Consider the following 13,822-nt stretch of genomic DNA (forward strand, 5'->3'; position numbering starts at 1 on the left):
CTCAACCCGAACGCTCTCTCACTTGAGGCGCCTTGAACCGCCGGGTGGGAGGCCGCTTTATGTGATGGAGCGTTGGGTGGGAGGCTGCGGGACCTGATGGGGCGTTCCGGCGTTAAACGCAAAAGGCCGCCCCTTGGGGGCGGCCTTCGTGCTGCTGGGACTAGCGGGAGCGCTGGCGGAGGCGCTGCATGTCCAGAATGACGACGGCGCGGGCCTCGAGGCGCAGCCAGCCGCGCTGGACGAATTCGGCCAGGGCCTTGTTGACGGTCTCGCGGGAGGCGCCCACTAGCTGGGCCAGCTCTTCCTGGGTGAGCTCATGGGCCACCAGGACGCCGTCGGTGGCGGGGCGGCCGAAGCGGTCGGCGAGGTCCAGGAGGGCTTTGGCGACGCGGCCGGGAACGTCTGAGAACACCAGGTCAGACAGGGAATCGTTGGTGCGGCGCAACCGGCGGGCAAGTGCCTGCAGGAGCTGTGCGGAAACCTCGGGACGGGTTCGCAGCAGGTTGTTCAGGCTTTCATTCTTCAGCCCTGCCAGGCGGGTTTCGGAGACGGCGGTGGCCGTGGCCGTGCGCGGGCTGGGATCAAACAGGGCCATTTCGCCGAAGAGTTCACCTGGCCCGAGGATGGCGAGGAGGGATTCGCGGCCGTCGGGGGAGGTGCGCCCAAGCTTCACCTTGCCGGAGACGATGAAGTAGAGCTGGTCGCCCTGGTCGCCCTCACGGAAAACCGAAGCACCGCGGGAAAGGTCCACCTCGGTCAGCTCGTCCGTCAGCAGACGGAATGCGTCGTCGTCGAGCGTGGCGAAAAGTGGTGCTCGGCGCAGTACCTCGATGTCCATAAAATCTCCTGAATAAAAGTGTCGGCTGTGGCGCTTGTGCCATTGTTTCAGAATTTTCAAGGTTCTGTGACGAACTTGGCAGCCAAACGCCCACACGGCGGGTGCCGTTGGCGAAGGGAACCCACAGAAGATTGTCAGCGTACGCCACTAGAATGAGGTTTCAACTGCTTATAAGGAGCGTTAGTGCCCGGCTTGACTGTCCTGGACCTGGTCCTGATCCTGGCGTTGCTGTCCTACCTGATCTACGGTCTGCGGAACGGATTCCTTGTAACGGTGGGTGGCATTGCCGGATTCGCTGCGGGAGCCGTGGCAGCGTTCTTCGCGGTCCCTTTGGTCAGCGGCTTCGTTGAAGACTCCGGGTGGAGGCTGACCGCCATTGTGGCCGCCGCCGTCGCACTGGTGGTCCTGGGGCACGGCCTCGGAACCATGATCGGCCGCCAAATCCGTGGCGCCGTGCGGATTCGGCCCCTCAGGGCGGTTGACCGGCTGGTAGGCGGCGCCGTCAACCTGGTGGTCTCCGCGCTGGTCATGTCCATGCTGGCCTTCAGCGTCAGCTCCCTTGGCGTGCCCTTTGTTTCCCAGCAGCTGGCCGAATCCAGGGTCATCCGTTTCATCGACGGCCTGACGCCGGACCCGGTGAAAGCCACCATGGCGCAGTTGCGCTCAACGGTCATCGGCAACGGCATTCCTACCCTCATCGAGGGGCTGGACCAGGGCCTGGCAGTGCCCGTGCCGGACGTCAGCACTGACACCCCGGCCCTGAACAGGGCGGCCGAATCAGTCCTGAGAATTGCCGGCACGGCTTACCAGTGCGGCCAGAACCAGACCGGTACAGGCTTCGTTGTGTCCGAGGACAGGGTGGTGACGAATGCGCACGTCGTGGCGGGCGTGTCGCAGCCTGTCGTGGAGTTGCGCGACGGCGGCGCGATGCCGGGCCGCGTCGTCTACTTTGATACCCGGCACGATCTTGCGGTGCTGGCGGTGGAAAACCTGCCTGCGCAGCCATTGGCCCTGAGCTCGGACCTGCCCGGCGGCAGCCCGGCAGCGTTCGCAGGTTACCCGCACGGCGGGCCTTTCCAGTCCCGCCCCGCCACCGTCCAGGACATCACCACGGTGCTGGTGCCGGATATTTACGGCAGCAACCCCTCGCCCGAAGAGATCTACCGGCTGGCCGGAAACGTCCAGCCCGGGAACTCCGGCGGGCCGCTGCTGACCACCGACGGCCAGGTTGCGGGAGTGATCTTCGCCAAGGCGACGTCGGACGCAGAGATGGGATTCGCCATCACCATGGACGACCTCAACCCGGTCGCAGCACGGGCGTCGTCGTTGAGCGCCCCCGTCTCCTCGGGGCAGTGCATCCAGAAGTAGACCTCCGGAATTGGCAACGGCAGGAATCCTAGAGGACCTCAGCCAGGTAGTCGATGGCCAGTTTGTAGCCGAATACGCCTGCGCCCACGATCACCGCGGAGCACACCGGCGACAGGAACGAGTGATGCCGGAACTCCTCGCGCTGGTGCACGTTGGTGATGTGCACTTCCACTGCCGGCAGCTGCACGGCGGCAAGGGCATCCCGCAGGGCAACGGAAGTGTGCGTGAAGGCTCCGGCGTTGAGGACAATGCCAGCGGCGTTGCCACGGGCCGCATGGATCGTGTCCAGCAGGACGCCCTCGTGGTTCGACTGGACGCACTCGGCCACGAACCCATGTGCCTCTGCAGTCCGGGCGGCGAGTTCCTCCACGTCAGCCAGGGTAGACGTACCGTACTTTTCCGGTTCGCGGGTGCCCAGCAGGTTCAGGTTTGGCCCGTTGATTACCAGGATGGTGCCGCGGCTGATTGATGAAGTGGGTTCGGTCATGCGTGCAAATCTATCGCCTGCGCTGGACTGCCGCGCATTCTCTCGGTTCCCGTGCCCTGGGATGGTGACCTGCCGGGCTGCTCGGCGAACGCGGTGCGTGTGCTGACCAGGGCGAACACTGCCCCTGGCGGGGGCGTGCTACTCAAGGGCGGCGAGCCGCAGCCGGCCCACGTGCTCCTCGAGGATCCGCTGTGCCTCGGCACCAAGACCGGGATCGCTGATGACCTCGTCCACTTCCTCCAGCGAGGCGATGGAACTGATGCCCAGCAGTCCCCACTTGGTGTGGTCCGCCAGGACCACCGTTTTGCGGGCGGCCGCCACGAAGGCCCGGTCCGTTTCTGCCTCCAGTAAGTTGGGCGTCGTGAATCCGGCTTCGGCGTCCATGCCGTGAACGCCCAGGAACAGCACGTCGAGGTGCAGCTGCTTCAGCGCGGCGGTTGCGATGGGTCCCACTAACGCGTCCGACGGCGTGCGCTCGCCGCCGATCAGGATCACCGGGGAGGCGAAGCGGGCGGAACCGGCGGAGGCGCCGTGGTGGAACAGGTCGGCGATGCGCACCGAGTTGGTGACCACGGTGATCCTGGGCCCGTTGGTGAGTTCCTTGGCCAGCGCCCAGGTGGTGGTTCCCGCGCTGAGGCCCACGGCCATGCCTTCCTGGACCAGCCTTGCAGCTTCCACCGCGATGGCCCGCTTCTCGGCAGTCAGCTGCGTGGACTTGAGGTCGAAGCCAGGCTCATGGGTACTGGTGTCGCCCGGAATCTTCGCGCCGCCGTGGATGCGTTCGAGACGGCCGCCCTCCTCCAGCACCTCGATGTCGCGCCGCACGGTCATGAGGGATACCCCCAGCTGGTGGGCAAGGTCCGAGACCCGGACAACCCGTTCCCGCTGAAGAGCGTCCAAAATAGCCTGGTGGCGGGCGACGGCGAGCATCTGGGCGATCCTTCGGGGCGGGGGACAAGTCTGCTCCCAGCATACGGCGACGGCGCCGCCCACCAGGGTGGCCGGCGCCGCCGTCGTTTCTTACTTACGGAGGGACGTAGCGATCTGCTGCATGATCGTGGGGTCGGACAGGGTGGTGGCGTCGCCGGGGTCGCGGCCTTCTGCGACGTCCTTGAGCAGGCGGCGCATGATCTTGCCGGACCGCGTCTTGGGCAGTTCCGGGACCACCAGGATGTTCTTCGGCTTGGCGATGGGGCCGATTTCCTTGCCCACGTGGTTCCGGAGTTCCTGAACGATCTCATCGCCGGAATCGACCGCGTCCCCGCGGAGGATGACAAACGCGACGACGGCCTGGCCGGTGGTCTCGTCCGCTGCACCCACAACGGCGGCCTCTGCCACGGCGGGGTGGGATACCAGGGCGGATTCGATTTCCGTGGTGGAAAGCCGGTGCCCGGAAACGTTCATCACGTCATCCACCCGGCCCAGGAGCCAGATGTCGCCGTCCTCGTCCTTCTTGGCGCCGTCCCCGGCGAAGTACATGCTTTCGAAGCGGGACCAGTAGGTGTCCTTGAACCGTTCCGGGTCACCCCAGATGCCGCGCAGCATGGCCGGCCACGGTTCGCGGATCACCAGGAAGCCACCGTGCCCGTCGGGCACGGATTCGCCCATCTCGTCCACTACGTCCACGGCGATGCCGGGCAGCGGGACCTGGGCGGATCCTGGCTTGGTGGCCGTGACTCCGGGCAGCGGGGCGATCATCTGCGCGCCGGTTTCGGTCTGCCACCAGGTGTCCACGATGGGGGTCCGGTCCCCACCGATGACCTTCCGGTACCACATCCACGCCTCGGGGTTGATGGGTTCGCCCACGGAGCCGAGGACCCGGAGGGAGGACAGGTCGTACTTGTCCGGGATCTCCCGGCCCCATTTCATAAACGTCCGGATGGCGGTGGGGGCGGTGTAGAGGATGGAGACCTTGTACTTTTCGATGATTTCCCACCAGCGGCCCTGGTGCGGGGAGTCCGGGGTGCCTTCGTACATCACCTGGGTGGCACCGTTGATGAGCGGTGCATAGGTGACGTAGGAGTGGCCGGTGACCCAGCCGACGTCGGCCGTGCACCAGTACACGTCCGTGTCCGGGTGCAGGTCGAACACCGCCTTGTGGGTGTAGGCGCACTGGGTGAGGTACCCGCCGGTGGTGTGCAGGATTCCCTTGGGCCTGCCGGTGGTGCCGGAGGTGTAGAGGATGAACAGCGGATGCTCCGAATCGTGGCCCACCGCGGTGTGCTCGGTGGAGGCTGCGTCTACGGTGTCCGCCCACCAGTGGTCCCGGCCCTCGTGCCAGTCCACGTCCTGGCCGTTGCGCTTGACCACCACCACGTTCTGGACGGTGTGTCCGTCGTTGGCAAGGGCGTCGTCAACGGCTGTTTTGAGGGCGCTGGGCTTGCCTCGGCGGTACGTGCCGTCCGCGGTTACCACCAGCTTGGCCTCGGCGTCCTCGATGCGGGAGCGCAGCGCATCGGCGGAAAAACCGCCGAACACCACGGAGTGCACCGCGCCGATCCGGGCGCACGCCAGCAGGGTGATGACCGCTTCGGGAATCATCGGCAGGTACACCGCCACCCGGTCGCCCTTGGCCACGCCGAGGGATTCGAAAGCGTTTGCAGCCTTCTTCACCTCTTCGGTCAGGTGCGCGTAGGTGTAGGTACGGGTGTCGCCGGGTTCGCCCTCGAAATGGATGGCCACCCGGTCACCGCGTCCGGCCTCCACATGCCGGTCCAGCGCGTTGTAGGCGGCATTGACTTCCCCGCCCACGAACCACTTGGCGAACGGCGGGTTCGACCAGTCCAGCGCCTGGTCAAAGTCCTTGCTCCAGGTCAGCAGCTCTCGCGCCTGCTTCGCCCAAAAAGCCGGCCGGTCGGCGTCCGCTTCCTGGTATTCCGCGGCGGTGACAACGGCGTCAGCGGCGAACTCGGGGGACGGCGGAAACGCCCTGGTTTCGTGAAGCAGGTTTTCAAAGGCATCGCCCTGCTGGCCGCCCTGCCCGGAACCTGAGTGCGCGGTGGCGGTGCTGCTTGAAGTGTCCTGGGACATGTGAACCTCATCATTCATCGATCTTTGCTGCGCGGAGATCCGCGGCCCGCCGGGCTCCGCCGCCTGCACGACGTCGGGCACCGGCTGGTCACGGGTCTTCCGCAAAGAGCTGTTCCGGAATCAAGACTAATGCGTGGCGGCAGCGGATGTGTGCGGTGTCACAGACGAGCCCGCGAACGGCATTTATTAAGCGATGAATGGTTCCATGCCCAGTCCCCGGCGCCCGTCCGGCGTCGCGCCCAGCTAGTGATCAGTAGGGCTGTTGACTAGGCTGAGATGGGATTGTGACTTCACTGCGGACCGTCCTTCCCTGGCTTCCTAAGAGCCCGGGACGGGCCGGAACCGCTGTACGACGGCACGGTTTCGGGCCACAGCCCCGGTGCCGCCACGCTAAGGAGAACAGAATGAACCAGCAGAGCTTCGGCCAGAAAACCGGCCCCGACACAGAGGCAGGCTCAGGGGCCGCCACCACTCCGGCTGCCGGGGCAGGACGGGAGGCCACCACAGGAGTCAAGGGCGCAAACGCCACCGAGGCGGTGCTTGGTCCTTTCACCATCCGGGACCTGGCCGTGTTTGCGGCTACCGTCATCCTGTTTGTCGCTTCGCTGCTCCCCATGTTCGGCGGCCGCTACAACCTCTGGAACCTCAACAACCTCTTCTTCCTGGGACTGGGCATCGTCCTGCCGTTGGCAGTGACCGCACTCTTCGCCGCGCGGAGGCTGGCGCCCGGCACAAAGGTCCGGATCGGTTCGCTGTCCGTCGACCAGTTCGCGTCCGTGGTGGCCTCGTTTGCCGTCGCCTTCTTCTTCCTCTCCGTAGCCGGAGCGTACGTTCCCAGCCTCCTGGTGGGCCTGATCGGCGCAGTAATACTGTTCGCCGCGACCGTCCTGGGACGCTTCCTTCCGTTCGTCTCGGCAGATTTCCAGGGCCGTGCGGAAAGCCCCGCCCACGTGGTGGCCCGTGAAGCTGCCGTTCCCGTGCAGAAGCCGAAGGTGCCCACAGCGCCGAAGGCCGCAGCCGGCATGGCAGGCTCGAGCGATGCAGCCTCCGGGTCCAAACTTGGGGGAGGGAAGCTGCTCGGAGCTGCCGGCGGCAAGCTGTTTGGCGGTGCCGGGGCCGGCTCTTCCGCAGTCCAGGGCGGAGCCCCGCACCAGACGCCGGCGACCGCCGCGGTTCCTGCCGCCGCCGCGTCCCCTTCACCTGCCACTGCTGCTGTCCCGGCCGCAGGCGTTCCTGCGGCGGGCGGGCCTGCAGCCGATGGACCCGTGTCCACCGCCCCAGAAGTTTCCGATCGGGCTCCGGAAGGTGATGCCGGTCCGCCAACCCAGGCAGCCGACGTCGTACGCCCCGCCTCGGCGCCCGCCGCCGAAGAGACGCAGTTCGGGGATGTGCCCGTAAGGGGCAGCGGCGCAAGTGGTTCCTCTGCCGCTCCGCATCATGACGGCGGCGCCCCCGCTGGTTCGGCGGCCCAAGGTACGTGGGAACCGCCCGCCGCTACGGCCGTGCACCAGCAGGTCCGTACCGAGGAGCCCATCGGGGCAACAGTGGACCCGGCGAACCGGCCTGAGGAATCAGGGGAACAGCCCATCCACGAGGCTTTTTGGTTTGCTGTGGCCCAGCACCGGACCGCCTTCGACCCCCGCACCGGGGCGCCGGCGTTTGTCATTGAACCGGGCGGCTGGGTGCTTGCCCTCGAGGACCGCGGGCATGAGTTCCTGGTCCAGCACACCGACGGACGGCTGGGCGTGCTGCGCGACCTCAGCAATATCGAGCGCGGCTAACAGATGGCCCCGCCCCGGGCATCCAAGGCCGGCGGAGTGGCAGCACCCGCCGGCCAGGCTGCAGGCATGCCCGTAGTGTCCCAGGAGTCCATGCTGGGGCTGAAGCGCCGGGCGAGGCGCATCAACAAGGCGTTGGCCGAGAAGTATCCCTATGCCCATGCGGAGCTCGATTTCCGCAACCCGTTTGAACTGCTGGTGGCCACCGTTCTGTCGGCGCAAACCACCGACGTCACCGTCAACCAGATCACGCCGCTGCTGTTCGCCCGCTATCCGGACCCGCGCTCCATGGCCGAAGCCGATCCGGCAGCGATCGAGGACATCATCAAGCCCACCGGCTTCTTCCGGGCCAAGACACGGAGCCTCGTCGCACTGTGCACCAGGCTGGTGGATGAGTATGACGGCGTGGTCCCGGGACGGCTGGAGGACCTCGTGACATTGCCGGGCGTGGGGCGGAAAACTGCCAACGTGGTGCTGGGCAACGCCTTTGGCGTCCCCGGCATCACGGTGGACACCCACTTCGGCCGCCTCGCGCGAAGGTTCGGCTGGACGCAGTCGGAGGACCCGGTCAAGATCGAGTACGACGTCTCCGAGCTTTTCGAGAAACGGGACTGGACCATGCTCTCCCACCGGGTGGTGTTCCATGGGCGGCGGGTGTGCCATTCCCGGAAGCCGGCGTGCGGGGCGTGCCCGGTCGCCAACTGGTGCCCCAGTTACGGCTTGGGCGAAACAGATCCCGTCAAGGCGGCCAAGCTGCTGAAGTACGAACTGGCACCGGGAAATGAAGCCCTGCTGGCACAACTGCTGGCTGAGACGCATCGGGCAGCCGAAATCAGGATGGCATCCCAAAAGAGGACACCATGAGCGCCCGCGAGGACCTGATCGGGTTGGCGCGCAGGGCAGAGGCCGGATCTTCTACCTCCCCCGATCCCCTGTGGGCGGCCCTCACCGTAGATGCAAAACGGGCGCGCAGGGCTGCCGTCCTGATGCTTTTCGGTGCGCTGGATGATGTTCCGGCTGTCTCCGGGAAACCGCTGGCACCGGCAGACCTTGATGTCCTGCTGCTGGAGCGCGCCCACACACTGGGTTCCCATCCCGGGCAGATGGCTTTCCCGGGCGGCAGCATTGACGGGCGGGAAACGCCGGTACAGGCAGCTTTACGTGAAGCGGAGGAGGAAACAGGCCTGGACTCAACGGGTGTTGAAGTCCTTGGCACCCTCCAGGAGCTCGGCCTTGCGCACAGCAACTTCCTCGTCACTCCCGTGCTGGGGTGGTGGCGGTCGCCGTCACCGGTCCGGGTGGTGGACTACGCTGAATCCGCCCAGGTGTTCCGGGTCCCCGTCCGGGACCTGCTGGACCCGGACAACAGGGTTATGGCCACGGTCCACCGGGCCGGGCGTACTTTTGACAGCCCGGCTTTCACCGTCAACGGTGTGGTGGTCTGGGGTTTTACCGGAATAGTCCTGAACGGACTCTTTGAACAGCTCGGCTGGGCTGTGCCCTGGGACCGGAGCCGGGTCCACCCCATGGGCGTCTGACTCTGCCTGCCTGGGTTCGCCCCGCCCGGCCTGCATCCCCGCTGGTGTCAGGCCTGCTGGTGGCGGAGATCCACCACGATGCCTGTGGCCGCATTCTCCCGCATGGCGTTGATGCCCTCAATTAAGGTGTTGAGGGACTTGAAGTTTGGTGAAACGGCAACGATGTTGCCGTCCGCGTCCGTCAGCCTAAGCCGGTACGACTCGTCCCCTACCCGATGTATTTCAAACCTGCCCGCCATATGCCGGACCTCCCCTTGGTGTGCGTCGTTGCATCAACCTTTGGACCGATCTGTTTCAGTCACCACAAGACTGTAACCCGCGTCACGGCAGCCCGGCGAGCTACTGCCGGGTAGGTTACATTTCTCGACAAATGTCGCGGTGCGGGCCCCTTTGGGTAGCACCCGGGAGGAGTCCTACTTTGCATGGTCGTACGAATCAACCACTGCGACGCTCACGGGAAACTCCACGGGAATAGGTCCGAACAGCAGTTCCTTGGCGGCGTTGGCGGCGTCCTCGATTGCCCTGATGCCTGCACCGACCAAGTGCTCAGGCGCATGGACCATCACCTCGTCGTGGAGGAAGAAGACGAGTTCCGCCCTGCCGGAACCTTCCGCGTGCAAGGTACGCAGCCGCCGTCGTAATTCCGCGAGCCAGCACGCGGCCCAGTCCGCCGCCGAGCCCTGGACCACGAAATTGCGCGTGAAACGTCCCCTGGAACGTGCGATCGATTCCGCCCGGCGCTGCTCCTCGGCCGACGACGAGCGCTGGCTCTGGAACCACCGGCCCGACGGCGGCGGGCTGCTGCGGCCTAGACGGGTGCTGACCGCTCCGCCGGACTCACCAGCGCGGGCGGCCCGTTCCACGAAGTCCACAGCCCGGGGGTAGGTTTTAGCGAGCTGTGGCATAAGCCGCCCTGCTTCACCGGAGGTGGCTCCGTACATGGCTCCCAGCAGCGCCATTTTCGCTTTGGCGCGGTCGCCACCGAACCCCTTGGCGGCAATGCCTGCGTAGAGGTCCTGGTCCCGGGCGGCCTCCGCCATTATTGAGTCCTTGGCCAGGGCCACCAGCACCCGGGGCTCGAGCTGGGAGGCGTCCGCGACGATCAGTTTGTACCCGGGGTCGGCGTGGACGGCGCCACGGATCTGGCGCGGAATCTGCAGGGCGCCGCCGCCCCTGGACGCCCAGCGGCCCGAAACGACGCCGCCCACCACATATTCAGGGCGGAACCGGCCGCCGGCCACCCAGGCATCAAGCCAGGCCCAGCCGTTGGCTGCGTGCAGCCGCGAAAGCTTCTTGTAGGCCAGGAGCGGGGCGATGGCGGGGTGGTTCGATTCCTTCAGCTCCCACTGCCGGGTGCTTTTCACCTCGATCCCGTTCCGGTGCAGGGCACGCATCAGGTCCTGCGGGGAATCCGGATTCAGGGTGGGCGCGTTCAGGAGGCCGCGCAATTCGAGGTTCAACGCCTCCAGTTTTGCCGGCCGGTGGCCAACGGGCGGGCGGGGGCCGAGATAATCGGCCAGGATCTCCTCATGCAGGTCCTCCCGCCAGGGGACCCCGGCATGCTGCATTTCAGCGGCGACCATGGCGCTGGCGGATTCGGCGGCCAGAAGAAGCTGCAGCCGGTTGCGTTTGTTCTCCTCAAGGCTCACGGACGCCAGGGCTACCTGTTGTGCGGCGTATTCCTCCCGGAGGTCCTCAATGGTGTGCCGGGGGCTGAAGCCAGTGTCCGCATCGAAAAGCGCGTCCTGTTCCGGTGGCGGCGGAGGCGGCTGCAGGACCCGGGGCGGCTGCTGTGGGTCATCAAGCGTGACCTTGTCCGAGTTCACGGCGTAGTCAGTGTGGGCGGTGAACTGCGAGTGGGCAAGAATATTTCCGCACAGACTCAGGTCGTAGCACCGGTCCAGTTCCACTCCGGCCGCCAGCAGGGACGGGTACCAGTCCTGGGTCCGGTGCCAGATCCAGCGGGGAGGCTGCCCGCCCCGGGCCCGGCGTTCCAGATGGCGTACGACGGCGGCCAGTTCACTTGCGCCGACAGGCCGGGGTTCGGGGTTGGACGGATGGGGTTGGCCGGCCTGCGTGAGTTCCTGCAGGACCGCGCCCTGGGGGTGGGCGGCCAGCAGGAGGTACATGATCCAATTCTGCCCTGTCTTCGAAAGTCCTGATGCCGCACGACTCTTCCTGCACAGGGCTGTTGCCAGCCGCGTTGTTCACATACGGACGTGCTCCCCTTATCCCTTCCGGTTCGTGGGGGGACAGTGGCTTCATGAGCAGGCACCAGCTGACCCCGTCCCACGTTGATCCCGCCCGGTCCGCGCCCCCGTCCCGGCGGATTGCCGGTGAGCTTCCTGCGGCACTGCCGGAGGGGGTGGGTTTCGGCGGGGACCAGGGCGGGGATGACGGAGCCTGGTTGCCGGACGGTGCGGAGGAAGTGCTCCTGGTTACCTCCTCCGCCTTCCTGCGGGCCGAAGTGGAGCGCATTGTGGCCGCTGCCGGAGCCCACCTTCGCGTTGTGGCCGATGCACTTGAAGCCGGCAGGTACTGGGACGGTGCAGCGGCAGCCCTGGTGGGGAGTGACGTCCGTGAACTGCCGCCCCGGCGGCGGGCACCAGCCGTCCTCGTGGGACTCGATGGTGAGGGTGACAGCCTGTGGCACCTGGCTGCGGCCCTCGGCGCGGAGAGGGTTGCCGTGCTGCCGGACGCCGCTGCCTGGCTGGCCGATCACCTGAGCCGCTCCCGATCCCCGGGCCCTGGCGGACTCATCCTGGGCGTCACCGGCGGGTGCGGCGGGGCCGGAGCCACCACCGCGGCCATCTGGATAGCCCAGGCGGCCGCCGGGATGGGTGCCCGGGTGCTGCTCGTTGACGGCGACCCGTGGGGCGGCGGGCTGGAACTGGCCATCGCTGCGGAAGAGACGCCGGGCCTGCGTTGGCCTGATCTTTCTGAAGCCCGTGGCAGCATCGATCCCGGCCAACTGTCTGACTCGCTTCCGGTCTCGGGGGGATTCTCGTTCCTTTCCTGGCCTGCCAGCCGGGAACAACCCGTTCCGGTGGCGGCTGCTACCACCGCAGGGGTTCTGGATGCCGCGCGCCGGGGGTACGAGCTGGTTGTCGTGGACGTTGGCAGGGGAACCGGACCGTTGCAGTCCTATGCATGGGACTGCGACCGCATCATGATGGTGGTACCCGCGCAGCTGAAGGCCGCGGTGGCAGCCGTACGCCTGCTTCAGGAGTTCCCACCGATTGAAGCTGCGCTTCTGGTGCGGGGCAGGCCGGGGGCGGCACTGGACGGATCCCTCATTTCCGAGGCCATCGGGCTTCCCGTGCAGGGACGCGTTCCTGAGCTTCGCGGTGTCAGTGCGGCCACGGAGTCCGGCCGCCTCCTGGACCTCGGCAAGCGGCGGAAAGTCCGGCATTTTGCTGCCTCCGTGCTGGACTCCCTCGGGGACGACTTGCCGGCAGGCGAGTTCGGATGAAGCAGCAACCTTCCCCCTATGCGGGGCCGGTGGACGGATTGCGGCGGCGAGCCCGAAACATTGAAAGCCAGCGCCGTGATCCGCGCCGGGATGCCCGCCTTCCGGTGGACACGGGACTGCTGGAATCGGTCCGTGAGTCCATGATGGCTGATGCCGGGGCGGTGACCCCCTCCCGGGTGGCAGCCGCCGTGCAGGCTACCGGCAAGTTGCTGGGCACCGCGGGGTCTCTCGCGGCGGTGGAGCGGATCAGTGCGGAGCTGAACGGGCTGGGACCGCTGCAGGAGCTCACCCGGGATCCGGCAGTTACGGACATCTTCGTAAATACTCCGGATTCCGTCTGGGTGGACCGCGGCCGGGGCATTGAACGCGTCGCTGTGGCATTCGCCGACGAGACACAGTTGCGGGCGCTTGCCTGCAGGCTGGTGGCGGCAGGAGGGCGCCGCCTGGACGACGGATCACCTTGCGTGGATGTGCGGCTGCCAGGCGGCTACCGCGTCCATGCCGTGCTCCCGCCGGTGTCCACAGCGGGAACGCTGCTCAGCATCAGGATCCGTCGCGAGCGGGTCTTCACCCTGGACGAGTTGCAGGCTGCCGGCATGTTCGGCCCCCTCGTGAAGGAAGTGCTGGCAAAGGTGCTGGAACTCCGGCTGAGCTTTCTGATCAGCGGTGCCACCGGTTCCGGCAAGACCACCCTGCTGTCTACCTTGCTCGGTCTCTGTGCCCCGGAGGAGCGGCTGGTCCTCATTGAGGATGCGTCGGAGCTGAACCCCGTCCATCCGCATGTGGTCTGCCTCGAATCCCGGCATGGAAACCTTGAAGGCGGCGGGGAAGTGAGCTTGGGCGAGCTTGTCCGGCAGGCACTGCGCATGCGGCCGGACCGGCTGGTGGTAGGTGAGTGCCGCGGCGCCGAGGTACGCGAATTACTGACGGCAATGAACACAGGCCACAGCGGCGGGGGTGCAACCATCCACGCGAATACTGCTTCGGCCGTTCCCGCAAGGCTCACGGCGCTTGGCGCGCTCGCCGGGCTGAGTCCGGAAGGTGTTCAGCTTCAGGCGGCAAGTGCCCTTGACGTCGTAATCCACGTCGACAGGACCATCCGCGGCAGGGAAGTGTCGTGCATCGGAGTCATTGCCGACGGCCCCACCGGCCTTCGGGTGCTGTCCGCACTGGAAGTAACGGAGGGGACGCCCGTACCGGGTCCGGCATGGCCCTCCCTCGCCGGCCGGCTCGGACTTGAACCGGGGAACCCCCTGTGACCGGTTATCTTGCAGCCGTCCTGATGCTGGCTGCGGTCTTGGTTCTTCGTCC

The 13,822-nt window shown here is 66.6% G+C and carries 12 protein-coding genes; 6 read left to right on the forward strand and 6 right to left on the reverse strand.

The annotated features are described in order from the left end of the window. Positions 1-160 precede the first annotated feature (160 nt). Positions 161-838: a Crp/Fnr family transcriptional regulator gene (locus tag M1D32_RS03870; RefSeq protein ID WP_009359192.1), complete on the reverse strand. Its 678-nt coding sequence runs from the start codon at positions 836-838 to the stop codon at positions 161-163. Between the two features lie 183 nt (positions 839-1,021). On the opposite strand from M1D32_RS03870, the gene M1D32_RS03875 reads away from it, so the two are divergent. Continuing rightward, positions 1,022-2,206 carry a MarP family serine protease gene (locus M1D32_RS03875; RefSeq protein WP_458781028.1) on the forward strand — a complete coding sequence of 395 codons (1,185 nt, stop codon included), beginning with the start codon at positions 1,022-1,024 and terminating at the stop codon, positions 2,204-2,206. 28 nt (positions 2,207-2,234) lie between these two features. Here the strand turns inward: M1D32_RS03875 and aroQ are convergent, their stop codons facing one another. The 3 genes from aroQ to acs all read right to left on the reverse strand — a co-directional run bounded on the left by aroQ (position 2,235) and on the right by acs (position 5,723). Then, complete coding sequence (aroQ, locus tag M1D32_RS03880; protein ID WP_458781029.1) at positions 2,235-2,693, reverse strand: type II 3-dehydroquinate dehydratase; 459 nt, start codon at positions 2,691-2,693, stop codon at positions 2,235-2,237. Positions 2,694-2,831: 138 nt separating this feature from the next. Then, the gene (locus tag M1D32_RS03885) at positions 2,832-3,623 is read right to left on the reverse strand and encodes a DeoR/GlpR family DNA-binding transcription regulator (protein WP_458781030.1); all 792 of its coding nucleotides are present in this window, start codon (positions 3,621-3,623) and stop codon (positions 2,832-2,834) included. A gap of 90 nt (positions 3,624-3,713) precedes the next feature. Next, positions 3,714-5,723 (reverse strand): acetate--CoA ligase, encoded by a 2,010-nt coding sequence (gene acs / locus M1D32_RS03890; RefSeq protein ID WP_458782095.1) that lies wholly within the window; start codon positions 5,721-5,723, stop codon positions 3,714-3,716. 404 nt (positions 5,724-6,127) lie between these two features. On the opposite strand from acs, the gene M1D32_RS03895 reads away from it, so the two are divergent. The 3 genes from M1D32_RS03895 (at position 6,128) to M1D32_RS03905 (ending at position 9,039) form a co-directional block, all read left to right on the forward strand. Further along, positions 6,128-7,504, forward strand: a complete 1,377-nt coding sequence (locus M1D32_RS03895; protein ID WP_458781031.1) for an energy-coupling factor transporter transmembrane component T family protein — start codon at positions 6,128-6,130, stop codon at positions 7,502-7,504. A gap of 66 nt (positions 7,505-7,570) precedes the next feature. Beyond that, positions 7,571-8,365 carry an endonuclease III gene (gene nth / locus M1D32_RS03900; RefSeq protein WP_458782096.1) on the forward strand — a complete coding sequence of 265 codons (795 nt, stop codon included), beginning with the start codon at positions 7,571-7,573 and terminating at the stop codon, positions 8,363-8,365. Then, positions 8,362-9,039 (forward strand): NUDIX hydrolase, encoded by a 678-nt coding sequence (locus M1D32_RS03905; protein WP_458781032.1) that lies wholly within the window; start codon positions 8,362-8,364, stop codon positions 9,037-9,039. Before nth ends, M1D32_RS03905 begins: the two co-directional genes overlap by 4 nt. Positions 9,040-9,086: 47 nt before the next feature. Here M1D32_RS03905 and M1D32_RS03910 read toward each other — a convergent pair whose 3' ends face one another. Together M1D32_RS03910 and M1D32_RS03915 are read right to left on the reverse strand one after the other, a co-directional pair. Continuing rightward, positions 9,087-9,278 (reverse strand): YegP family protein, encoded by a 192-nt coding sequence (locus M1D32_RS03910; RefSeq protein ID WP_458781033.1) that lies wholly within the window; start codon positions 9,276-9,278, stop codon positions 9,087-9,089. Positions 9,279-9,452: 174 nt separating this feature from the next. Beyond that, positions 9,453-11,168 (reverse strand): bifunctional 3'-5' exonuclease/DNA polymerase, encoded by a 1,716-nt coding sequence (locus tag M1D32_RS03915; protein WP_458781034.1) that lies wholly within the window; start codon positions 11,166-11,168, stop codon positions 9,453-9,455. A gap of 278 nt (positions 11,169-11,446) precedes the next feature. Between M1D32_RS03915 and ssd the strand changes: the two genes are divergently transcribed. Both ssd and M1D32_RS03925 read left to right on the forward strand, forming a co-directional pair. After that, the gene (gene ssd / locus M1D32_RS03920) at positions 11,447-12,511 is read left to right on the forward strand and encodes a septum site-determining protein Ssd (protein WP_458782097.1); all 1,065 of its coding nucleotides are present in this window, start codon (positions 11,447-11,449) and stop codon (positions 12,509-12,511) included. After that, complete coding sequence (locus M1D32_RS03925) at positions 12,508-13,770, forward strand: TadA family conjugal transfer-associated ATPase (protein ID WP_458781035.1); 1,263 nt, start codon at positions 12,508-12,510, stop codon at positions 13,768-13,770. The genes ssd and M1D32_RS03925 overlap by 4 nt, the downstream gene beginning before the upstream one ends. The last annotated feature ends 52 nt before the right edge of the window (positions 13,771-13,822 follow it).

It is taken from the genome of Arthrobacter sp. D3-16 (assembly GCF_054408515.1).